Annotated in this window: 14 protein-coding genes; 7 read left to right on the top strand and 7 right to left on the bottom strand. The window is 66.8% G+C overall.

The window, feature by feature from the left end; genetic code table 11:
* Positions 1–88: 88 nt before the first annotated feature.
* Both LL239_RS07820 and LL239_RS07815 read left to right on the top strand, forming a co-directional pair.
* Positions 89–1,540: an ATP-binding protein gene (locus LL239_RS07820; RefSeq protein ID WP_228162886.1), complete on the top strand. Its 1,452-nt coding sequence runs from the start codon at positions 89–91 to the stop codon at positions 1,538–1,540.
* Positions 1,537–3,525: a Druantia anti-phage system protein DruA gene (locus LL239_RS07815; protein WP_102209319.1), complete on the top strand. Its 1,989-nt coding sequence runs from the start codon at positions 1,537–1,539 to the stop codon at positions 3,523–3,525. The genes LL239_RS07820 and LL239_RS07815 overlap by 4 nt, the downstream gene beginning before the upstream one ends.
* Here LL239_RS07815 and LL239_RS07810 read toward each other — a convergent pair.
* From LL239_RS07810 to LL239_RS07795, 4 genes are read right to left on the bottom strand one after another with little or no spacing between them, the layout of a single operon-like run.
* Positions 3,522–4,763, bottom strand: a complete 1,242-nt coding sequence (locus LL239_RS07810) for a PD-(D/E)XK nuclease family protein (protein ID WP_228162885.1) — start codon at positions 4,761–4,763, stop codon at positions 3,522–3,524. The genes LL239_RS07815 and LL239_RS07810 overlap by 4 nt on opposite strands.
* Complete coding sequence (locus tag LL239_RS07805) at positions 4,760–10,333, bottom strand: DEAD/DEAH box helicase (protein WP_228162884.1); 5,574 nt, start codon at positions 10,331–10,333, stop codon at positions 4,760–4,762. Before LL239_RS07805 ends, LL239_RS07810 begins: the two co-directional genes overlap by 4 nt.
* Complete coding sequence (locus tag LL239_RS07800) at positions 10,330–11,418, bottom strand: hypothetical protein (RefSeq protein ID WP_228162883.1); 1,089 nt, start codon at positions 11,416–11,418, stop codon at positions 10,330–10,332. Before LL239_RS07800 ends, LL239_RS07805 begins: the two co-directional genes overlap by 4 nt.
* Positions 11,418–14,279, bottom strand: a complete 2,862-nt coding sequence (locus LL239_RS07795) for a hypothetical protein (RefSeq protein WP_228162882.1) — start codon at positions 14,277–14,279, stop codon at positions 11,418–11,420. Before LL239_RS07795 ends, LL239_RS07800 begins: the two co-directional genes overlap by 1 nt.
* 197 nt (positions 14,280–14,476) lie before the next feature.
* On the opposite strand from LL239_RS07795, the gene LL239_RS07790 reads away from it, so the two are divergent.
* The 5 genes from LL239_RS07790 to LL239_RS07770 all read left to right on the top strand — a co-directional run bounded on the left by LL239_RS07790 (position 14,477) and on the right by LL239_RS07770 (position 20,767).
* Positions 14,477–14,674, top strand: a complete 198-nt coding sequence (locus LL239_RS07790; RefSeq protein WP_138172294.1) for a hypothetical protein — start codon at positions 14,477–14,479, stop codon at positions 14,672–14,674.
* Positions 14,675–14,882: 208 nt separating this feature from the next.
* Entirely contained in the window at positions 14,883–15,095 is a 213-nt protein-coding gene (locus tag LL239_RS07785; protein ID WP_228162881.1) for a hypothetical protein, read from the top strand.
* Positions 15,096–15,213: 118 nt separating this feature from the next.
* On the top strand, positions 15,214–18,747 hold the full coding sequence (mobF, locus tag LL239_RS07780) for a MobF family relaxase (protein WP_228162997.1): 3,534 nt from the start codon (positions 15,214–15,216) through the stop codon (positions 18,745–18,747).
* Positions 18,748–19,005: 258 nt separating this feature from the next.
* Positions 19,006–19,383 (top strand): sulfate permease, encoded by a 378-nt coding sequence (locus LL239_RS07775; RefSeq protein ID WP_228162880.1) that lies wholly within the window; start codon positions 19,006–19,008, stop codon positions 19,381–19,383.
* Between the two features lie 232 nt (positions 19,384–19,615).
* Positions 19,616–20,767 (top strand): acetate/propionate family kinase, encoded by a 1,152-nt coding sequence (locus LL239_RS07770; protein ID WP_102209310.1) that lies wholly within the window; start codon positions 19,616–19,618, stop codon positions 20,765–20,767.
* Here the strand turns inward: LL239_RS07770 and LL239_RS07765 are convergent.
* The 3 genes from LL239_RS07765 to LL239_RS07755 all read right to left on the bottom strand — a co-directional run bounded on the left by LL239_RS07765 (position 20,764) and on the right by LL239_RS07755 (position 22,338).
* The gene (locus LL239_RS07765) at positions 20,764–21,255 is read right to left on the bottom strand and encodes a DUF305 domain-containing protein (RefSeq protein ID WP_228162879.1); all 492 of its coding nucleotides are present in this window, start codon (positions 21,253–21,255) and stop codon (positions 20,764–20,766) included. The two genes, LL239_RS07770 and LL239_RS07765, sit on opposite strands and share 4 nt — an antisense overlap.
* A complete protein-coding gene (locus LL239_RS07760; protein ID WP_228162878.1) occupies positions 21,252–21,656 on the bottom strand; it encodes a four-helix bundle copper-binding protein in 405 nt (134 codons plus the stop codon). The genes LL239_RS07765 and LL239_RS07760 overlap by 4 nt, the downstream gene beginning before the upstream one ends.
* A gap of 160 nt (positions 21,657–21,816) precedes the next feature.
* The gene (locus LL239_RS07755) at positions 21,817–22,338 is read right to left on the bottom strand and encodes an AAA family ATPase (protein ID WP_228162877.1); all 522 of its coding nucleotides are present in this window, start codon (positions 22,336–22,338) and stop codon (positions 21,817–21,819) included.
* Positions 22,339–22,376: the final 38 nt, after the last annotated feature.

Below are 22,376 nucleotides of genomic sequence, written 5' to 3'. Positions count from 1 at the left end.
GCCGCACTTCTCTCAGAATTTCCCCTGCGGCGGACCGCCTCGGCGAGCTACCCTAGACGTAACCCCATCTCTGACGGAGGGAGTCATAATGGGCCGTTCTCAGGGCCACGCGTCCGACCTGCTCGTACCCGCGAACTTCATCAGGGCGATCCGCGAGTCGGGTTACGTCAGCCTCTCTACGGCGTTGGCAGAACTGATCGACAACTCGCTTCAAGCGAGCGCCGCCGTTATCGACATCACCATCGGTCGGAGCGACCCTGACGCGCTTCCTCGGATCTGCGTCGAGGATGACGGCACGGGTATGACTGAGGAAGAACTGGCGGCTTGCCTGCGTTTTGGTGGATCATCTCGCTTTGACTCGCGATCCTCCTTCGGACGGTTCGGTATGGGGCTACCTGCTGCGTCGCTAAGCCAGGCACGTCAGGTCGAGGTGACAGCGTGGCAAGCGGGAACCGTTGCGCGAGCGGTTCACCTCGATGTCGACTCGGTGGCGCGGGGCGAGGGAGAGTCGCTAGCGCTCCACGATGGCGCGAGAGGCGCCGCACCATCTGGTTGCCGTGTCGTCTGGACGGAGTGCGACCGGATTGAGTACCGCCGCCTCGCCTGGCTGGATCGCTCGCTCCACCGCGATCTGGGTCGGATGTTCCGGAAGTTCCTCGACCGGGGGCTGACGTTGCGGATCAACGGGCATACGGTCGAACCACTCGATCCGATGCTGCTCTCCACGAAGCTCAACGGGCACTCTGCAGATCTGGCGTTCGAGCCAATCCGTTACGAGATTGCGACTGCCGCTGGGGAAACCAGCTTCGTCAGCGTCACGTTCGCCATGCTGCCGGTCACCCGCTGGCATCACCTCGACAACGCCACGAAGAGGAAGGTCGGGATTGTGGGGCATGGTGGCGTCTCGATCCTGCGCGCGGGGCGGGAGATCGCCAGCGGCTGGTACCTCATGGGCGGCAAGCGGAAAGAGAACTACGACGACTGGTGGCGGTGCGAGATCGAGTTCGAACCCGCGCTCGACGAGCACTTCGGTATCACCGTCAACAAGCAGGGGGTGCGCCCCACGGCTGCGCTTCGTGAAGCGCTAGAACCCGAACTGGAATCCATCGCCCGCGTCCTCAACGCCCGCGTCCGGCAAGCCTTCGAGGAGGTAAAGTTCGAAGCAACCGTCCAAGGTGCTTGCCGCATCGCCGGTGCCGCCGACGCCGACCTCCCTGTGATCCGCACCTCGGGACGCACCACCGGAGCGCTGAGGTACCACCTTGGGGCAGACCAACTGTCGGGAGAGTCGATGTTCGATCTGACGCTGAAGCAGCGCCACCTCAACGTCACGATGAACATCGACCACCCTGGCTTCGCCGCGCTGTACCGCCCGCTCCAGGAGTTGGGCGACTCGGGTGCGCCCGTCCGCACGGCGCTGGAACTGCTGCTTCTCTCGTTCGCGCGTTCGGTCGCCGCTGTCGGTGCGAGCGAGCAGGATTATCGTGACCTGCTCCGCGTGTGGGGTGCGACCTACGGACGGATGCTGCAGAAGTCATGAGCCACGAGGACGAGCCGAAGTTCATCAACATCTCGCTGCCGAGCGGAACCCGCCGCGTCGAGCGCGAGGGATTCCTCCGATTGTGTAAGGCACTCGCTGCGACGACCCTCGACCCAACCGAGGCGATCGACCGGATGTACTGGTTCGCGCAGGCGAAGCTGGGCGACCTCTACAACCAGCCGACCCTGGCTGCCGCCGCGCACACCTTGATCGACCTCTTGGATCAGGGGTGGTTGCTGACCGACTACAAGCACGGGCCGCTGCTGACTCCGCCGCCGTCGCACTCCGACCCCGGCATCGAGAAGGTACGCATCCGGCGCCAAGAGCATCTGCGGCGCGACCCGCAACTTCGGAAACCGAGCGTCAGGCGGTTCGTCGAGGGCATGGAGAAGCCACGCGAACACAGGGGACGGCTGGTCTCCGTGTTCAGCCTGATGCGCGACGGGCGTGAGCTAGCTGACGCCCTGGAGCGCGAACCCCACCCCGAGACCGTCATCCGCCCCTACATCCAGATCGTCGACGGCGGGAAGTGTGAGCTGACGGGCTTCGCCCTCCATGACATCTGGCGCTATTTCCGCCACACCTGGTCTAATGCCTACTTCACGGTCCCTGGGCGCTCGATGCCCATCCTCATTCGGGACGCGGCGACGCCGCACCACGCCGTGATCGGTCTCGCCGCCATTTCAAGCCCTGTCGTTCAGATTGCCGAGCGCGACCAGTGGATCGGATGGGACACTGACACCTTCCTCGAGTCAGTGTGCGCAAAGCCCACTGACGAGATCGCCGTGTGGCTCACCGAGCGCATCGACGGTCAGCTCAGTGAGATTTACCTCGATGACCTCCTGCGGGACGCTGTCATCCAGCCCACGGACCTTCGGCACCCCACCCCCGACGTCATCGCGCTGCTCCGAGCCGATGCTGAGCGGCATCGCCAGAAGCACCACCGCTCACCACTCCACGCGGTGCGTCAGATCGAGCAGGACTCCTGGCAGGAGCGCGCGCTGACGCCGCTCTTTCGGAGCAAGCGCGCGTCGGTGCTCGCGGAAACCCTGGAGATTGCCTCCGTCCTCGGTCCGTACCTGCTCCCGACTCCGACAGCCGAAGGGCTGAAGGAGGCGCTCAAGGACACGAAGGCTCGGGCGCAGATTCGCCGCCTCATGCGTCGCGCTCGGGGTGAGCGGGTCGGCACCGTCATTGCCGATCTCACGGTCTGCGGTGCTGTCGCTCCATACAGTGCGCTCGCCGCAGGCAAGCTCGTTGGGGCGCTTGCGGTCTCTCCGAAGGTCGTCACGGCGTATCGCGCCAAGTACGCCCGCCCCAGCGAGATCGCCTCGTCAATCGCGGGACGCCCCATCGAGCGCGAGTCACGCCTTTCGTTCATCAGCACCACGTCGCTCTACGGCAGCGGATCGAGTCAGTACAACCGACTTCGCTGGCCTGCGGACGTTATGGGCGGCCCGCAGGATGAGCAGATCCGCTTCCAGGAGCTTGGTCGGTCGCGCTCCTTCGGCACCTCGCAATTCACCGATGAGACCGTCGAAGCGCTGGTGCGGTTGTCGCGGCTCAAGGGAGCGACGGTTCGCGTCAACAGCCTGTTCGGTGAAGGGGTGAGTCCACGCCTGCGGAAGGTCCGGCTCGGGCTTGCCGCGCTCGGATGGCCGACCAACGAACTGCTGAAGCATGGCCGCGAGCGCATCGTCTACGGCGTGCGCCTGGTTGAGAACCTGCGCGACTACTCGCTGGGCATCGACCCCGACCCGGCCTACCTGATCGACGCTGATCTCACCGATGGCGAAGCTAAGGTCGTGGGCTGGTGGTTCGAGCGCTGGGGACGTCGCCGCGCAGAGCAGGAGCCAGTGCGCGAGTCGATGCGTGCTCATCGGCTGGTGCGACCGCTCCGGCACGCCGCGCGAGTGCCGTTGCCGAACGATGAGACGGCAGACGTCGAGCAGGGCGACGTGACGCTCTTCGTCGAGAACTTCTAGGACGACACGACCTGGAACACCTCCGAGGAGGCCGTCAGGAGAGCAACCGGCGTGTGCGCCTCGGGATCGAGTTCGTAGCGGAGCCCGAGAAGTCGAACATGATCGCCGGGCGCGAAAGGCGGTGTTGACGAGGTGGTTCGGAGCAGTAACTGGTCGATGCCCGTCTCGGGGTCGACGACCCACCAACTCCGCTGGCCGTTCTGCTTCCCGATCCTCCCCTCGTAGTCGAACCACTCGCCGTCGCCGATGGCCGTCAGCTCCCGAGTCACCCCCTCCCAATAGGCAGCGCACAAGTGGCGCACCGCACACCATTCGCAGTTCGCCGGACTCGGCAAAGGCGTCGGCACCCCCAACCGAAGCTCGGCATCGGCACGCTCAATCTGAGCAGACAGGGACACCCGAAGCGCGTCGAGGTCTTCGCTCGACGGGACGGGAACATCGACGTCATGGTCCCGATACGCGGCGGTCAAGCTCGCCGTCGCCAATCGAGCAGGGTTGGACTGGCGGTCCGCATCCCAGAGCAGGGCGTACAACCGTAGTTGCTCGTGATGCCCGGGGGCTTCGACGCCGGTCTTGTAGTCGGCAATGTCGACCGACTCACCAGCGATGGTGAGGAGGTCGATACGCCCCAGCAGGCGCAGTTCTTCGGCAACAAGCACCGCTTCGGCGTGCGATCCCTCCCCGAGTGCTCTGCGCGCAGACGCACCTCCCCGTGCGGCAGCACTCCCGTCCCGCATGCTGCTCGACCCAGACGGGCGCGGAGCGAACACCGTCCGGCTGAGATAGGTCTGTACCTGGACGCGAGCATCGGGGGTTTGAGCACGAAGCTCCCGCGCAATCCGGCGACGACGGTCAAGGTCGAGGCGCGGGTTCCCCTCCAGCGGGGCCAGTTTCTTGGTCACCATCTCTTCGACGACGGAGGTGAGTCCGCCGAGATCGCGGAGCACCATCGTTGCCTCGACTGCCTGGGGCGACTCGACGCCGGCCTCTGCGAGCGCCTTGACGACGACTTCGAGCGCACCGTGGACGACATCGCCGAACAAGGCGGGCGTGCTCGGTAGCGATGGGTAGCCACGTCCATCCCAGAGGTCTGGGTAGGTTGCCCGCGCCAGGGCATAGCGGCGAGGACAGGCTTCGACCTCTTTCAGGGACGAGTAGCTCCAGTAGTTCGGCGGCGAAGGCAACGAGGCTCGGCTCGACGCAATGCCTGTGTCGATCGTGCCTGCTGCCTGCGTCACGCCAGCGCCTTCTCGACCTGGTGGCTGGCGTTCGGCAGGTTCCGTGAGATTACGATGTCGTCGATGAGACGAACCGGAATGGTCGTCTGGTTCTCCTTGGCGTCGTTGAGCGCGAGGTCGGGCGCAAGGTCAGGAGTCAGAGGGCCATGAACGCCGAAGATGAACTGCCGGTCACCCTTCGTCGCCAGGATCGGTGCCACCACCTGCCCGATGCCGGCGATGCTGACCTGCTGATCACGCTCGAAAGTCACGCCAGCGATGTCGCGCCCGACGAGATCGCGATAGAGGCGGTCCGTTGACAGCGCCAGGCGAGCTTCGTCAAGCCTCGGCGCGGTTCCGTCGAGCAGGTACCGGAGCAGGCTCGCGCCGACCTTGCGATCGAGCAGGCCATGCTCGAAGCGATTGCGGAAGCTCCGCAGGCAGCGGTAGCAGGACTCGTCGCAGTCCGCAGGGCACTCCTCGAGCCGCTGAAGTGTCTGGCGAAGTATCTCGATGCCGAACTGTTCGACCCGACGCGTGAACCCCGCGCCACCCGCAAGCGTGTCGTAGAGATAGACCTCTGCCTCGAGTCCCTCAGCGCCGCCGAGCGTCAACGCGGGGCGGTACTCGGCCTGAAGTTCCGTGGCCTCGATGTCCAGCCGCTGGGTAGCTGCGATCGTCATCGCCTCCGCGATGGTGCGGAGCGCGACCTGGGTGGACAGGAGCTGAGGGCCGAGGCGCACGGGAGGCTTGACCTTGAGGCGCACCAGCAGCACGTCGGTGATGAAGTCGGTCCCGAGCACGAGACCGCTCGTGGAAGACGAGCCGGGGCAGTTCGGCTCCTGCTCGTCTGGATACGGCTTCTTGTGCTGCCCGACGACCACGCCGGTCGCGGACTTGGTCGGCTCGATCAGGCCGCACTTGAAGCAGTAGGTGTAGCCCTCATTTCTTGGTCCGGTGTTCGTGACCAGCAGCGTCTCGCGGTGGTACGTCTGCTGAACGCGGTCGGTGACGTGAGTCCAGGCGGAGTCGTCGGCAGGACCAGGGGCGACGAGCTTGGCGCGGGTGGCATAGCTTCGCGCCGGAGCATCATCGGGGCTGGTGCCAGGGTCTTCGTAGGCGGGGTGCGCGAACCCTGGCGGGCGCATCCAGGCCATCGCCTTGCCGAAGGAGTCTTCAGACCCGCAAGCGGGGCACTCGCGGGTTTCACCACGGTGCGCCTCCTCTTGATCGAAGTAGTTGGCGTAGTGGCAGACCGTACATTCAAAGTAGAGCTTGTGCCCCTGCCAGGCGTTGTACCGCTCCGCCTGAACCGGAGAGTAGATCGCGCCGGAACGCCATTCCTTGTTGTCGATCCAAACGACCTTGCCCGGCGCGTACTGACTCAGCGCTACCGGAAGCCCCTGGCTCGGCGCATAGCGGAACGCTGCTCGGAAACGCTCGGACTTGTCCACGTCGAAGACATGGAATCCGGCCACGTCGGTCGGGAAGGCATACCGAGGCAGCACACCCTTGTAGAGCAGGCGGTCGAGCAGATTGGTCTGGCTGCGCTGAGGGCTTGGTTCTTCCGCACCGTCCTCGCCAGGGCCTTCCGCCTCGACCTCTTCCGCCTCTGGCGGGAGATCCCCCTCGACCGGCTTCGGCAGCGTACCCTCGGCGGTCAGGTCGAGCGCCTCGTCGATATCCTCCAGTGTCTTGCTGACAATGCCGCCGAGGACAGCGTCTCGGCTCTCGGATGACAACTCAGATGGGAGCCAGCCGTCGATGTCGGTCCTGAGCTGAGCCTCGTGTGTTGCCAGCCACTGCGCGAAGTCGGTGCGGTTCAGGGGTGACTGAGCGCCGACGAAATCCTGAACCGTGCCGAGCACCTCGAACAACTGCGAGGACTGCGTCGCGGGGTCGAAGGTCGGCAGCCGATCCTGGTGGTACCGCTGAAGCAGGTAGGCAACAACGTGCCGACGAGCGATCTCGTCGTTGTCCATCGTGAGCACAGGGTCGTCAACGCGGCCACGGATCATCTCGGCTGGCTCGCGGAAGTAGTGGTCGTCGTGGGTATCGGCGCTGCCGAAGGCGATCACCGTTGCGACCGCATTGCCACGACGTCCAGCGCGACCAGCACGCTGCTGGTAGTTGGCGCGGGACGGCGGCATGTTGCGGAGGGCGACGCCTGAGAGCGCGCCAATGTCGATCCCGACCTCCATTGTCGTCGTACATGACAACACGTCGATGGCTGCCCGCTCCTGGGCGTTCGGCCCAGGAAGCCCGAGGTTAACGTCCTGGAAGAGCAGTTCGTGTTCCTCCGCCTTCGAGAACACCGCGTCGGATTGCGCCGCGTTGAGCTGGGCGGTGTGCTCGGCCGCGATGATGCTCATCGGCGGCTCGGGCGGATTGGCGAGCGCACGGACGGTGCTCGCGCGGTAGTACCCCTTGCGCGCCTGGAAAACAGGGTCCGTCTCAGGGTCAAGGACGCGGACCTCGTTAGCTCCACAGTTGACGCACTTTGTCGCGCCAGGGAATGGACGCTGGGTATAGCGGCACCGTTCGCAGTAGCCCCATTCACCGCCGAGTTCGAGCGCAATCCGATTGGCGAGCAGGAAGTACTTGTTCCCTGCGGTCTCGCAGAACTTCTGACGCAGCGTCGGCAGCCAGTCCTGGTTGAACTGCTTGCTGATGGTGGCGGAGCCAAGCCATCGCTCGAACGGACGGAACTTGCCGGAGTGCGAGCGCACGCCCTCCTTGACGCCACGCCAGTCGGCGGTCATCGAGGGAAACCAAATGCCCCACGACGGTGTGCTCCACTGGGCCAGCCACAGGCGGACGAGCGCCAGCTTCCGCTCGTCGCTATCTGCGACGCCCGGGATGTCTGGCAGGACGTCGAGCAGTTCCTGACGAAGCGACCCCCGCTCGCGCAGCGAGGCAAGCCCTAGCGAGGACAGCCCGTAGTAGCGATCGGTCAGGGTCTTGTAGATGGCCTTGAGGAGCGACTCCGGCGTTTGCGGCTGCATCATGACTAGCTCAGTCCGCGCATCATCGTCGCCGTCGAGCGCACCGGCGTCGATGACCCGCCCTACGTCAGCGAGCGCGCTCATCGATTCGCTTGGACGAAGCTCAGGGCGAAGCCGCACCGAGAGCCGCTTCGCCCCCACCATTGAAGCAAGTGTCAAGTGCTCCAGACTGAGCTGCTTCCCGATCCCAGGGATGGTCGACAGTTCGCTCCATCCGCGCACGATGAGCGGGCGGATCACGTCGCGCATGGCGTAGTTCTGGAGGTTCGGCGCGAGTCGAGCTGCCACCTGCCGCGAGTCGGAGAACGCCAGCACCTTCCGACCGCGTAGCGGTGCGAAGTCTTCATACGGGCGTGACGGGGGCTGAACCTCGATCTGCCGCGTCACCAGCGCCTGGAACGGCTGGTCGCCCTTGGTCTGGTGATCCTGAACGGAAGAGCGACCGAACCCAGCGATCTGTCCGCAGACCCCGCAAGGCTTGAACTCGCCGTCCGCCTTAACCTCGCTGGTGCCGTCATCTTCCTCATCGTCGGCGGTTACGACCTCGCCGGCTCGCTTGCCTGGCAGATACACCGTGCGAATCCGCGAGCCGAGCTTCATCGGGTCGAGACGCCCGGTGATGAGATCGAGGTCGGCGGGCTGCGCGGCGAGTTGGGGATCTGGCTCTTCCACCAGCAGGTCGAGAGGCTGGAGTTCCTGAACCGCACCCGAGGCCACCTGGAAGCTGATACCTGGTTCGTGCCACAGCGACGACGGGTTCGCAAGATCGTCGGTGTAGGCACGCAGGTACGCCGATCCACAGTGCCGACAGGTGAAGAGTTCGAAGACTCGGGCACCACAGGAGCAGGTCGCGTGGGGCTGGGCGTAGAGCTTGCCGACTGGTCCTGGCGCCGGGTACTGCTCTCGATCCAGATCGGGGCAGTCGGCGTCAGCGCACGCCCAAAGGCCGGGCAAGCCTCGATAGAAGGCGTGGACGCGGCACGGGAGAAGACCCGCGTCGTCGGGCTTGAGACGAGCGGCACTCCCCAGGGCGACAAGCGCGGTGATTGCGCGGTCTGCTGTCTCCCGATCGACACCAGGGAACACTTTCGCGCCGAGTTCGCTGACTGGCTGGGCCTGCTGCATCGTCTCGTTGACGAGCAGGTTCATGGGTTCGTAGGAGGCGAGCGCTTGGTCGAGGAGCGCGCCGACCGTCGCGTCTGGTTCGGCGGTCACTCCGCGATACGCCAGGAGGCCGGCGACGGCTTCGATGCGTTCGCTCTCTGCCTCGCCGTCGTAGAAATCGTCAAGCGAGACCGCTGCGAGTTCGGAGGCGTCGACAGCAGAACCGACGTCTGCCGCCGGGCGAAGCGCCAACTTCCCGACGATGGTACGGAAGTCGTCAGCGTCCTTGCCACTGAGCTGCGCGGCGAACTTCCGCGCATAGTCGGCGCTGTCGAAGCTCGCGCTCGTGGCGATCACCTGAAGGCGATCCGCATCAATACCCAGCCGGGCACGCAGCCGCCGCAAGAGCAGGGCGACCTCAGCTCCCGCAGCACCCCGGTAGAGGTGCGCCTCATCCACGACAAGCAAGAACTTCTCGTCGGGATTGGTCGCCAACCACTCGCGCGTGTCATCGAAGACCGGGCGCTCCAAGGGGCGCATCATCATGTATTCGAGCATCGAGTAGTTCGTGATGAGCACGTCCGGCGGGGCTTCAAGCACCTCATGCCGCGTCAAGAGTTCGGCGTCGCGGGACTGGAGGACGGCGCGCACAAACTCCCCGTCCTTCTTCCAGCGCGACCCCTTCGCCCCGTACCACTCGCGGAGATCTGGCTTCGCGGGCCACTTCCCGCGCTCCTTGAGCTTGCCGACGAGTGCGGTCGCGTCCGCGTGATACCGCGATGCCGGGTCATCACTCCGGTCGAGCAGATCGATGTAGAAGTCCTCGATGGACTTGAGCCGCTGCTGGTCGCGTTCCACCTTCCGCACACCGGGGTAGAGCGTGCGGCTGGTGTATCTGGCGAAGCGCGCCGGGCGATGCGCCCACGACTGGAACTGACTCGTCACGCGGGCATCGCCGAGGAGCAAGCGAAGTCGACCGAGTTGGTCGTTCACCAGCGCGTTCATCGGGTACAGGATCAAGGCGCGCACCGCAGGACGAGCGAACGACTCCGGGCGATGAGCTGCCTCCGCCGCGAGCTTCGCCAGCATCGGGAGAAGGAACGACTCGGTCTTGCCAGAGCCGGTACCCGTGGTCACCGCCAGGCTCAATCCGTCGCGCATGGTGAGTTCCAGAGCTTCTGCCTGGTGCGTGTAGGGCGGGTCGTAGAGGAGCGGGGTTCCTTCGTCCGAACTGGTGAGACGAGCAAACAGCGTCTGAACTGCTGGGTCGAGCGCCAGCTCCGAGAAGCGCCGGTCAGTCTGGTAGCGCGGGGTGCTCTCGATGAACGGTGCGCGGAAGATCACGCCGTCCTCGTCCAACAGCGTGCGTCGTTGTTCGGTGAGCGTCGGATGCCCGACGTGATAGGTCGCTTCGATGTAGTCGCGCAGAGCAGCCTGAATCTTGGTGATCGTCTCAGCGATCGTTGGGGCCTCTGCCGTCACTGGACTTCCTCATCGGTCGTGGTGGTCATCCACAGGGTCTCGGTCAACACCGACGCGAGACCTGTCAGCGCGGATGTCGGGAGCCGGTAGGGGAACAGCGCACCGCGCGACTTCTCCACCGACAATCCGACGAGTCCAAGGTATCGCTCCGCCCAACTTGGCAGCGGCGAAAAGAAGTCAACGACAGCCTGCGCGTGATCGACCCCCGGCATGGGACGAGTGCGGTACGGAAGCGATGTGCCTCGCGCGGCGTCGATCGCAGCCTGGAGTCGCCACGCCTCATCCCGAGCCGGAGCCACAGAGTTGTCGACGGGAAGATCAATGAGGCGTTCGGGAGCACCGTCGACCAGTCGCACAAGGCACCAGCGGTCCGCGCCATACGCTTGGGGACGCCTCCCCACGAAGTCGCCGGAGTCGCCCTCGGCCGGATTGCGCCAGCGACCGCGATAGTAGGTCGGCCGACTAGCAGGGTCGATGATCGTTAGCCCGTCGACGAAGCCTGCGGCCAGCGCGACGTCGAGTCGAGTCCGGTACTGCGTCAGGAAATCGGCTGCGGACATCGAAGCCGGCTGTCCGATCCACCGTGTCTGGCTGATCTCGTGAAGTCCGGCTGCGCGAAGCCGCGTCTCGGCGTCGTCGGCGTCGAGCACCGCCGTCCGCGCGTAACCCTCGTGCTCGACGGTGATGTCGCTTCCGACGAGGGGCAGTCCGAGTGGTCGAATCCCCGTCAGGAGATAGCGACCAGGCGACCGCTCGATGAAGCTCGGCGGTCCGAGATAGAGGAGGCGCATCGCACGGTCGCTGGTCGTGTCGACCAATTCGAGCAGATCGCCCGTCGAGATCATCTGGTCGAGTGTCCCCATCAGGTCGTCGCGTGTTGGCGGCTGCGGGATCACCGGCGTTAGGACTTCCAGCACCGTGTCCACGAGCGCCCTCGGCGTCGTCGGGCAGAGGAATGCGGCCGCCCGCCGAAGCGAGGCGCTGAATGCCTCGGGGTAGTCCAGCGCGATGCTGTCCTCATCCAGCCCCAGCACTCGTACCGAGATCGCGGAAACCTCGTCGGCAGTCCGTAGCGAAAGCTCCATCAGAACCCCCTCCGCGCTTCCTCGGCGCCTTTGAGCGCCCTCGTGCCAAGCACGGCAAAGCGTGCCGCCCGCAGCAGGATGGGCGAGTTCAGAACGTACTGGAGTAGCACTCCGCGCTCGCCTGCCTCCCACTGAAGAATCTGCCCAGGATGCCCCGCGAGGGTGAGGAGGAAGCGAGCCGCCGAAGGGCGGTTGACGATCCCGCTCGTGCGGATTGCGCTCTCCGCGACTTCGGCAAAGCCAGTCAAGAGTGACGCTGGATTGAGCCAGGCGTGGAGGCTCGTGCCGATCGTTTTCGCCAGCTTCTTCTGCTCTTCCGCTTCTCCGACTACCCGCTGCATATCGTCGAGGAAGTCCTCCAGGTTCCCGGCGTTCGCCATATCCCGCTCGACCGACGCCCACCGGCCTCCAGCGATGAGAGACACCAAGGCTCGGGTGATCGCCGCCAGCACCACGTCGCGCTGGAACTGCGCGAACACGTCACCAGGGAGATCAGCGTCGGCCCATAGCTGATAGGCGCGAACGAGTTTCATCGCTTCTTCTGGTGTCTTGCTGCCCGTCGGGACGTCGGGAACGAGGCGACGCGCTCCTCGAAGCTCGTTCGGGTCGGTCGGAAGAAGGATCGTCGCCGTGGCTTCGACGCCCTCCCCAGCAACCGCGCGGAGCAGTCCGCCAGATGCCGGAAGCTCGATGTCCGCTCCGGCATCGCAGAAGCTGGCAGCCAGCGGCGACTCCACACGGAAGAGTTCGATGCGGGTCGCGCCGCTGTCCGTCCGATCGATGAGACGCGCACGGTTGCCTTCACGGTCTCGAAGCAGCTGCCATCGAAGCGGCTGGAAGCCACGATCCGCCGCGAGGACGGCGTACCCGACACCAGCGCGAGAGACCGAAAGCTCGATCGACTCTGCCTGGTCGAAGTAGCGGCTGAAACGGCTGTCGCCACGCACCTTCTTGGCGACACCGGCCCAGTCGGCGGGGCGCAGTGGGAGCGTGATCTGCTGGCGGATGCTGGCAAGCTCCGCGCTCGTCTCCGACCGGAGCGCGACGGCCAGGTCAACGCAAAGCCCCTCGGGGCCGGCGATTGTGATCGCTTCCGGCTCCCACAGCTCGCTCATGGTGGGACGAGCTGGCGACGCCAGCAGGCGGATGCCCTCGCCAGCCTCGGCCGCTTCGGAGCGAGCCTGCGGGTCACGGATGGTGACCTGAAGTGAGCCCTCGACAAGCGCCTGCTCCTGCGCACCCGTCAGCGTGACTCTCAGCTCGTGCGAACCGACGGGCAGATCATCGAGGCTTAGGAAGAGTTCGCGTTCGCCGTCCGGCCAATCCAGCGTGTAGCGGTTGCCGGCAAGGGTGAGCGTCAGCACGCTCGGGATCTGCTGAACGCGGATGCCGACAAGCCCTGGCTCACCAGCCAGCCACTCCACCGCACCTTCGCCGTCCCACGCGCTGGCGGCGAAGCCGACTGGACGGATGATCGCGTCGGATATGACGCTCAGCCCCGACGCGACCAGGGCAGCGGTTGCTTCCTCGGTCAGACGCTCAGGAACCATAAGCCGTACCGCCTCGGCATCGACAACGTCGAGGGCGGTTGACTCCACCCACGGCAGATCAGGCACCGACCAGTCACCATCGTGGATGACGAGGTAGGTGCTGTCAGGGTGGATCAGCTTGCCCTTGACCTCGACGGCCGACCCTGGCGCTCGGCGCTTGAAGAGCCAGATCGGTCCGCGACTGACCTCCACCTGATCGCGGACGAGTGCGTTGACGGCAGGCTCGCCGTTCTCCAGTTGAATGAACGGCACTTCGGGGTTCGGGAGTCGCGTGAGGCGTATCTTCTGACCGGCCGCAGTCAGCCGACCTCGCGCCACCATCGTCTGGTCGGCACCCTCGACCCGCGCTCGCTTGGTGCGGAGTTCCTCGTAGACGTGCGGAAGCCGACCGCTGAGCGTGCTGAGTTCGGGCAGTTCCGCGAACAATTGCCAGCCGTTCTCGCCCCCACGGAGCACGAGGCGCGGATCAGTCGGACTCGGCAGACGATCGTGTGAGGCCGTTCCTGTCCCGCGCGGGACACCTGGCTGAAACCCGCGCGCCCGCACCTGGTTCGCCGCCTGGCGTGCTCGGTTCAGCCAGAACTTCGCCTGACGCTCTTGCTCGAGTCCATCGACCAGGCGGAGCAGCGTCGAGTGGAGCAAGTACGGGGACTCTTCCCCCTCGCCCGAGAGCAACGCGGCAGCGACCTGACCGAGCAGGGAAGTGTTCTCGCAGAAGATGCGGAACCGTTCGGTGTAGCCCCAAGTGCGTGCCGCAAGGTGCTCGCCAAGTTCCTCGGGGTTCTGGAGCAGGCTGGTCGTCAGCCCCATGCGGAACTCGTAGAGGAGTTGCGCGAGGTAGCGCTGGAGGTAGACCGGCAGCACCGCGTGTGTGATCGGCCACGCGATGATCGGGAAGTTCTTGGCGAACGCGCCCTTCGGGACAGCTCCGCCGTACTCGGTATTGAACTTGCGGAACCACATCCGAATGCGGTCGCGACTGCCGTATTGCGCCCATCCCGGTGTCGACTGCTCGAAGCTCAGCCAATACTCGCCGCCGATGTAGTCGTAACCGGACTCAGCGGCGTAGACGATGAACGGAAGCCAGTTCTGCCGCCAGTAGCGATGGTCAAATCCCTGCGCCACTGCATGGCGGACAGCGGAACGCAAGGCGTCCAAGTCGGTCGCGGAAAGTCCATGCTCCAAGGCGAATACAGGGGCGTCGGTGTCGAGTGCGCGGCGAGACTCCTGGAGGCTACGGAAGTTTGAGTCAAGGCGAGCGTGGAGTTCGCCGAGCACATCGAGCGCAGCATCGGGGGTCAACGGTGTCACGGCACCCCCCTTCCACACGGATCGCTGTCCTCATACGCAACGCGACATTGCCCTACAGTCTGGCCGAGACCTGCGACATCCGGTCGGCCAAGGGCGGCGTAGCCACAGACTTCGCCGCTCACGATCCTCGGCAAGCAGGTGTCGCTCGTGCGCCGTATCGTGGCGAGCACGCGGCCGAGGGCACCGAAGGGACGAACATGGCTCAGGGACTGACCAGCACCCAGGAGATCGTGGAGGTGCGCGTCGACAACTTCATGCGCGGCTCGATCAAGGACGTGCTCGCGCAGGAGCTCGCGGTCCGGCCGGAGCACCGCATCGTCGCCCTATCCACCGTCGCAGGCGGCGACGAGTTCAACGGCGTCATACGCGTCGTGGCAGTCATCGAGTACGTGTAGGCATCGTGGGCAAGCGCGCCGACAGTGATGAGCACTACGTTCTCGACCTCTGCGACGAGGTGATCGGGGTCTGCGGGGAGCGACAGGCGACGTTCCTGTGGCTTGTCGGCGACGTGTCGCCGACGACCGGACGGGCTCGCAGGCTCCCTGTCGACGGGTATTGGCCTGCGCTGGGGCTCGTGGTGAGTTCCAGGAGAAGCAGCACACCGTGGCCGTCCCGCTGTTCGACCGCCGCGCGACCGTCTCCGGTGTGCCCCGTGGCGAGCAGCGGCGGCTCTACGACCAGCGAAAGGCGGAGATCCTGCCGCAGCAGGGTATCCGGCTCGTCGTGATCCACAAGTCGGAGTTCACGACCAAGGCTGACAGGATCGTGCGCGATCATGAGCGCGACATCGCCGTCGTCCGCGCCCGCCTTGTCTGATCTCGGAAGCCCTCCAGAGACCAGTACACGTCTGGCACATCGAGGCTGACCCCGCCTGACGGCGGGCTCAGGTGGCTTACCTCTCTGTCGAGAGAGGCGGTGCCGGGTGTCGGTTTCGATGCGGGTCCTGGGCGCGGGGGATGGCTACAAGTATCTGCTGCGCACCGTGGCGTCCGCCGACGGCGAGCGGGCACTCTCGATGCCACTAACCCGCTACTACGCCGAGCAGGGCACCCCGCCCGGCCGGTGGATGGGCAGCGGCCTGGCCTCGCTTGGATACGGCGAGGTCCACGAGGGTGCACAGGTGTCCGAGGCGCAGCTCCAGCTCCTGCTCGGCGAGGGCCTTGATCCGGTGACGGGCGATCCGCTGGGGAAGGCGTACCCGGCGTTCCCGAGCGTCGAGCATCGGATCGCCGCGAGGCTGGCCCGGCTCGACCCGGCGCTGGGCGCGGCGGAGCGTGCCGAGGCGGTCGCGGTGATCGAAGCGGAGGAATCGGCGCGCAGATCGCGGCGTGCGGTCGCGGGGTTTGACTTCACGTTCTCGCTGCCGAAGTCCGCATCGGTGCTTTGGGGCGTTGCGGATGCGGTGACCCAGGCGCGGATCGCCGAGGCTCACCATGCGGCGGTTGCGGATGTCGTTGCGTTCATGGAGCGTGAGGTTGCGGCCACGCGCTCGGGTGCCACCTCGCGCGACGGCGCGGTTGCACAGGTGGAGGTGACAGGACTGATCGCCACGGCGTTCGATCACTTCGATTCGCGGGCGTGCGATCCGCAGTTGCACACGCACGTCGTGGTGAGCAACAAGGTGCGCACCGTGTTCGACGGCAAGTGGCGGTCGCTGGACAGCCGGCCGCTGCACGCGGCGACCGTGGCGCTGAGTGAGCTGCACAACGCGGTCTTCGCCGACCACCTCACTCGCGCGCTCGGCGTCGGCTGGGAGCGGCGCGACCGGGGCGCGGATCGCAACCCGGTGTGGGCGGTCGCCACGGTGCCCGAGGAGCTGGTCGCCGAGTTCTCGTCCCGGTCGCGGCACATCGACATCGAGAAGGACAGGCTGATCGCCGAGTACGAGCGAACGCACGGGCACGCGCCGTCACGGGAGACGATCATCCGGCTGCGGCAGCAGGCGACGCTGGCGACCCGGCCCGACAAGGAGGTTCGCCCGCTCGTCGACCTCGCCCAGGAGTGGCGCGCCCGCGCGAGCCGCCTGCTCGGGCGCGACGCGACCGCGTGGGCACGGGAAGCCCTCGCAGTCGAGCCAGCCGGGCTGCTGCACGCCGAAGACGTGCCGTTGGAGCAGGTCGCCCGTCTCGGCGCGGCCGTGGTGGCCGCGGTCGCGGAGAAGCGGACGACGTGGAGCCGCTGGAACCTCTACGCGGAGACCGCACGGCGGACGATGGGCTGGCGCTTCGCCGCCACCGAGGACCGCGACGCGATCACGGGGATGATCGCGGACGCCGCGGAGCGAGCATCCATCCGGCTCACCCCGTCTGAGCTGGCCTCGAGTCCCGCCGCGTTCCAGCGCCCGGATGGGACGAGCGTATTCCGGCCTCGCAACGCCGCCCGCTACAGCGGTGCCGCGGTGCTCGCCGCCGAGGACCGGCTACTTGCGCGCTCCCGCGAGCAGGTTGCGCCGCGCTTGGCCGACGCAATCGTCGCGCACGCGCTGCAACCCCACCGTGGGCGCGCGCTCGGCGACGACCAGCGCGCCGCACTCACCGCGATTGCGTCGTCGGGTCGGGTACTCGACCTGCTCGTCGGCCCTGCGGGGGCGGGGAAGACCACCGCGCTGCGCGCGCTGCGGCGTGCGTGGGAGGCCGAGCACGGGCGCGGCGCGGTCGTCGGTCTGGCACCGTCCGCGGTCGCGGCCGAGGTGCTGGCCGGTGACCTCGGCATCCCGACGGAGAACACCGCGAAGTGGTGGCAGACCCACCGCGACCACGGCACCGGGTTCACCGCCGGGCAGCTCGTGATCGTGGACGAGGCATCCCTCGCCGGGACGCTCGCGCTCGACCGGCTCGTGCGCGTCGCAGCCGACGCCGGAGCGAAGGTGCTGCTCGTGGGCGATCCCGCGCAACTCCAGTCCGTCGACGCCGGGGGAGCGTTCGGGATGCTCGTCGCCGACCGTGCCGACGTGCCCGAGTTGACCGACGTGCGCCGCATCACCGCAGCCTGGGAGAAGGGTGCCACCCGCGATCTACGCAACGGCCGCATCGAAGCCATCGACACCTACCAGGCCCACGGTCGTATCCGGGCGGGCGAAACCGAGCGCATGGCCGACGCCGCCTACGCCGCCTGGCAGCGCGACCGCGCGTTGGGGCTGGCGAGCATCCTCATTGCCGAGTCGAGCGCGATGGTCACCACCCTGAACCGGCGCGCCCGCGCCGACCTCATCCTCGCCGGGCAGGTCGACGCGCGCGCCGAGGTGCGGCTGCACGACTGCACCGAGGCGTCCGTCGGGGACGCGATCATCACCCGCCGCAACGACCGTGAACTGCGCACCGGACGCGGCTGGGTGCGCAACGGCAGCCGGTGGACGATCACCGCCATCGGCATCGACGGGTCGCTACGAGTGCGGCCTGCCGGGCGACGCGGAGGCGCGACGCTGCGACTCCCTGCCGGATACGTCGCCGAGCATGTCGAACTCGGCTACGCGGTCACCGCATACCGGGCGCAAGGAGTCACGGTCGACACCGGACACACGCTCATCGAGCCCGGCGCGACCCGCGAGAACTTCTACGTCGCCATGACCCGTGGCAAGGCCGGGAACTTCGCCTATGTCTCCCTCAACCGCCCCGATGATGACCACATTCACCCGCCCGCTCAGGACACCCTCGTGGTCGCGGCGCGCAAGGTGCTCGCCGGGGTGCTCCAGCACGTCGGCGCGGAACTCTCCGCCCGCCAGACGATCGCCGCCGAGCAGGATGTGTGGGGCTCGGTCGCGCAACTCGCCGCCGAATACGAGACCATCGCCGCCGCCGCGCAACAGCCACGGTGGGAGGCTCTGCTGCGAAGGACGCGGCTCACCGAGGCCGAGGCATCCGCAGCAATCGACTCGACCGCGTTCGGCGTGCTCAGCGCAGAGCTGCGCCGAGCCGAAGCCGACGGCTACGATGCCGAGCGCCTTCTGAGCGCTCTCGTCGCTTCTCGTCCGCTCAATGACGCGGGCGATGTGGCCGCGGTGCTCCACGAGCGGGTGATCCGCGCCCTGGAGCACACGAACGGCGCGGGGCGCGTGCGCCAGCCCGCCACGCCCATCGCCGGAGTCGTCACTCCCGCGCTCGGCCCGATGGACGACGATATGCGCAGCGCACTCCGTGAACGTGCCGCGCTCATCGAGCAGCGAGCAGACGCGCTCGTCACCGAGGCCGTCGAGTCCTCGGGGGAGTGGATCTCGGGACTCGGGATGGAACCCTCTGATCCGCAGCTCGCCGCACTTTGGCGACGCGAGGCACGCACCGTCGCGGCCTATCGCGACAAGTACGGCATCGCCGTGGCCAGGGGGCTCGGCCTTGTCGGCGATGATGCTTCGCAACGCGCAGACGCGGCACGAGCACGCGCCGCGACCCTTCGCGCGCAACAGCTCGCGGTACGCGCGGCAGAACCTGGACCGACCACCCGCAGTCTCAGGGTCGCTGGGCCGCGCCTGTAAGGGCAGAACGGGCATGCTCAGCGACTGCTCATTGCGAGCCGACATGCCACTGGGCTGGAGTGCGCGCCAGACGCGGGGCTCCTTACTTGGCGCTCTCGCGACTCCCGCCGCATCCCTTCCGCGTCTCGCGGGTCGGGCGTACCCTGATCTTGAGGTAGTAGCCACGATTTCTAGGTCGCTTGCGACGGTCCCTCGGGACACTCACCACATGATCTACCTCCTCGGCGGAGCTACGCACCCTCTCGGGAGGCGGACATCGTGTTCCGACTGCTCTGGAATCTCAGCATCCGAGTTCGGCTGTTCCTGCGGACGTACATGCCGACGAACATCCTGCTCGACGCGCTGCACACGCGCCGCGGCCTGAAGTGGGGCGTGCCCGCCATGCTCATCGCCGTGCTGTACCTGCTCGGCGCGTGGCTGCTGACGGTGTGGATCGCCGACGGCGGGCCGGGCTGGCTGAACCTGGTCGTGCTGCTGTTCATCTGGAACGCGCTGAAGTTCCTCGTCAACGGCCCGATCACCCTCATCATCCTGATCCGGGCTCGCCGCGCCGAGCGGCGCCAAGCCTTCGAGCAGAAGTCGGCGGCTTACGCGATGGGCGGGCCTCCTCCGGTGCTCGCCTCTACGAGAGGCTGACAAGCCCCGCTGTCGCGCCTCTCATACCGCAGGCCGCGCGAAAGGGGGGAGGGAGCGACCGAGGCGCTACCGCGCTAGCGCGCCGATTAGCCGACTCCGGCTGTTCGTTGGACGCCGTCAGGCGCAAGAAGCACCGACGCGTGGAAGGTTCGGAGTTGGCATCGACGGGGGGCCACTCATGGCACATAGAATCCGACGACGATGACGATAGAGCACTTTCTGGGGGCTACGGATGACCGTCGTGCTGGTGCTGAACGCGGGCTCCTCCTCGATCAAGTGGCGGCTGGTCGACGGGCAGTCCGGAACGGCAATCCGGGGCGGCACCGTGGAACGGCTCGGTCACGATGCCTCCGAGGGAACGGGGCACGGTGCCGCGATCCGGGATCTGCTTGCCGAGCTGCGCCATGAACCTGTCGGCGTCATCGGTCACCGGGTGGTGCACGGCGGCAGCCGGTTCGATTCCGCGACGCTGATCACCGACGAGGTGGAGCAGCAGATCGACGATCTCGCCGCCTTGGCGCCGCTGCACAACCCAGTCAATCTCGCGGGCATCCGCGCCGCCCGCGCCGTGTTCCCCGGCGTCCCGAACGTGGCGGTGTTCGATACCGCGTTCCACCGCACCCTGCCCCCGGCAGCCACCGCCTATGCGCTGCCGCCGGAGCTCGTCCGGCAGCATCGGATCCGCCGGTACGGGTTCCACGGCATCTCCTACCAATACGTCTCCGCCCGGGCGGCCGAGCGGCTGGGGCGGCCGCTGTCGGAGCTGCGGCTGATCGTCTTCCATCTGGGGAACGGCGCCTCCGCCTGCGCGATCGCCGGCGGGCGGTCCGTGGACACCTCGATGGGCATGACGCCCTTGGCAGGACTCGTCATGGGCACCCGCGCCGGCGACCTCGATCCCGGAGTGCTCATCGCACTCGGCCGAGCGGGCCTCGGATGGGACGAGCTTGAGGAGCTGCTGACCCGCGAGAGCGGCTTGCGCGCTTTGGCCGGCACCGAGGACATGCGCGACATCCACGCGGCTGCGGTCGCCGGCGATCCCGCCGCGACTGCGGCGCTGGAGGTCTACCACTACCGGCTGCGGCACTACCTCGGCGCCTACCTCGGCCAGCTCGGCGGCGCCGACGCGATCGTGTTCACCGGCGGTGTCGGCGAGAATGCCCCGGCGACCCGCGCCGCCGCCGTCTCCGGCATGGAGCGTCTCGGGATTCGCCTCGACGACGAGCGCAACCGCGCGACGGCGGGGCGGGAGGCGCGGACGGTCTCCGACTCCCGCTCCCCGACCGCCGTCCTGGTCGTGCCCACAAACGAGGAGCTCGAGATCGCCCGGCAGTCTCTAGCCGCGGTGACTCGGCCCGACGCTGATCCAGCAGGGCCGGTCTAGTTCCCGAGCCGCTGCAGGATGTCCTTCATCTGATCGATTTCTTGTTGCTGGGACTCGACGATCTCGCCGCAGAGGTCTTTGATCTCCAGGTCGGTGATGTTCGACTGTTCGCAGAGCAGGATGGCTCGGGAGTGGTGGGGGATCATCGAGTCCAGCAACTGCTGGTTTCCCACGAACGTCGCGGCCCTTCCCATGAAGAACGCGCCGACCGTGAGCAGGGCGAATGCGACGATGAGCCCGATGTTGAGCGGCTTGTTCGGGAACATGCGCCACATGATCGCGATCATGATGATGCCCATCGGGAACACCATCATCAGGGCCATGTAGAGGTTGCTGATGTTCAGGTAGAGATCGCCGACGACGTTGATCAGTGCGAACGTGAAGAAGTACATCACCACCAGGCTCAGGGCCAGCGCGATGAGCAGGCGGAGGTAGCTCTTCGCACCGCCGGTGTGCGAGGCCCGTTCGTGCGGGGTGTGGTCGCTCACAGCAGGCCGAGCAGCTTCTCGCAGGCCTGCTCGCACGTCCGGCAGGCTTCCGCGCACACCCGGCAGTGCTCGTGCATGCCGGTGTGCTGTTCGCATTCGTCGGCGCAGGCCGCGCACGCGGTGCGGCAGGCTTCCAGGGTGGCTCGCGTGACGTTCGCGTCGTAGCCGGTGCGCCGCGACAGGATGCGACCGGTTGTCTCGCATAGGTCCGCGCAGTCGAGGTTGGTCCTCACACACTTGGTGAGGTCGGCGATCATGTCCTCGCTCAAACAGGCGTCGGCGCACGCGCTGCACGCCTGGGCGCAGTCGACGCAGGCCTGAATGCAGGCCAGTAGTGCCGCCTGATCGAGGTCTCCCAGATCCTTCGGGTGGGTCCGGAGCATCTGATCCGCGATGGTCATCTCAGTCCTCCTTCTCGTCGGCCCGTATCGGGTCGGTTGCGAAGAACCGTAGGCCAGGCGGCAGCGGTCGACGACCGGCTTGCATACGCTAGGGGGGTATGTTATGAGGAGTCCTGCCTTCCACACCCGGGCAGTAGGCGCCCGGGAGCGGCGACCGGCGCTAGAGCCGGTCGAGGATGAAGTCGACCCGCTCCTGCGCCCCGAGCACTGGGACGTGCACGATCGGGAACGGCAGCGCCGCGTATACCTCGGTGAGCAGGTGATGGATCCGCTGCTGGGCGGCGGTGTCCTCGGTGCGGGCGTAGTCCGGCGCCAGCGGCAGCAGGTCCAGGATGAACGTCGTGCGGTAGTCCACCTGCTCGAGCGCGGCCACCAGGATCGGGTCGGGTTCGAGCTGCAGGAAGCGGTAGTAGGCCAGCGAGTCTGGGATGGCCCGGTCCAGAAACACCGTCGTGGCGGGATCGAGGGCGGCTTCCTCGGCGAGCTGCATGTCCAGCACGCCGCGCTGGAACTCGCGCTGCTTGGCGCGGACCTCCTCGACGGTTCGCCCCTCGATGCGCTGGAGATCGATGTAGTGGCGGGCGTGCTCGATGGTGGTGGTGTAGCCGCGGTCGCGTAGCAGGTTCACGGTCGTGGTCTTGCCCGAGCTAGGCCCACCGGTGATGACGTACCAGTTAGTCACGTTCGCCCTTTCAATTTGCGTTCTCCGGGAATATTTGG

The sequence above is a fragment of the Microbacterium testaceum genome (assembly GCF_020781835.1).
Lineage (GTDB): Bacteria > Actinomycetota > Actinomycetes > Actinomycetales > Microbacteriaceae > Microbacterium > Microbacterium testaceum_H.
This window is presented reverse-complemented; position numbering and strand designations above follow the sequence as displayed.

Excerpts from the sequence above, each read along its gene's own strand:
- LL239_RS07820 (WP_228162886.1), top strand. The coding sequence starts at position 89 with ATGGGCCGTTCTCAGGGCCACGCGTCCGACCTGCTCGTACCCGCGAAC.
- LL239_RS07815 (WP_102209319.1), top strand. The coding sequence starts at position 1,537 with ATGAGCCACGAGGACGAGCCGAAGTTCATCAACATCTCGCTGCCGAGC.
- LL239_RS07800 (WP_228162883.1), bottom strand. The coding sequence starts at position 11,418 with ATGGAGCTTTCGCTACGGACTGCCGACGAGGTTTCCGCGATCTCGGTA.
- LL239_RS07790 (WP_138172294.1), top strand. The coding sequence starts at position 14,477 with ATGGCTCAGGGACTGACCAGCACCCAGGAGATCGTGGAGGTGCGCGTC.
- mobF (WP_228162997.1), top strand. The coding sequence starts at position 15,214 with ATGCGGGTCCTGGGCGCGGGGGATGGCTACAAGTATCTGCTGCGCACC.
- LL239_RS07770 (WP_102209310.1), top strand. The coding sequence starts at position 19,616 with ATGACCGTCGTGCTGGTGCTGAACGCGGGCTCCTCCTCGATCAAGTGG.
- LL239_RS07760 (WP_228162878.1), bottom strand. The coding sequence starts at position 21,656 with ATGACCATCGCGGATCAGATGCTCCGGACCCACCCGAAGGATCTGGGA.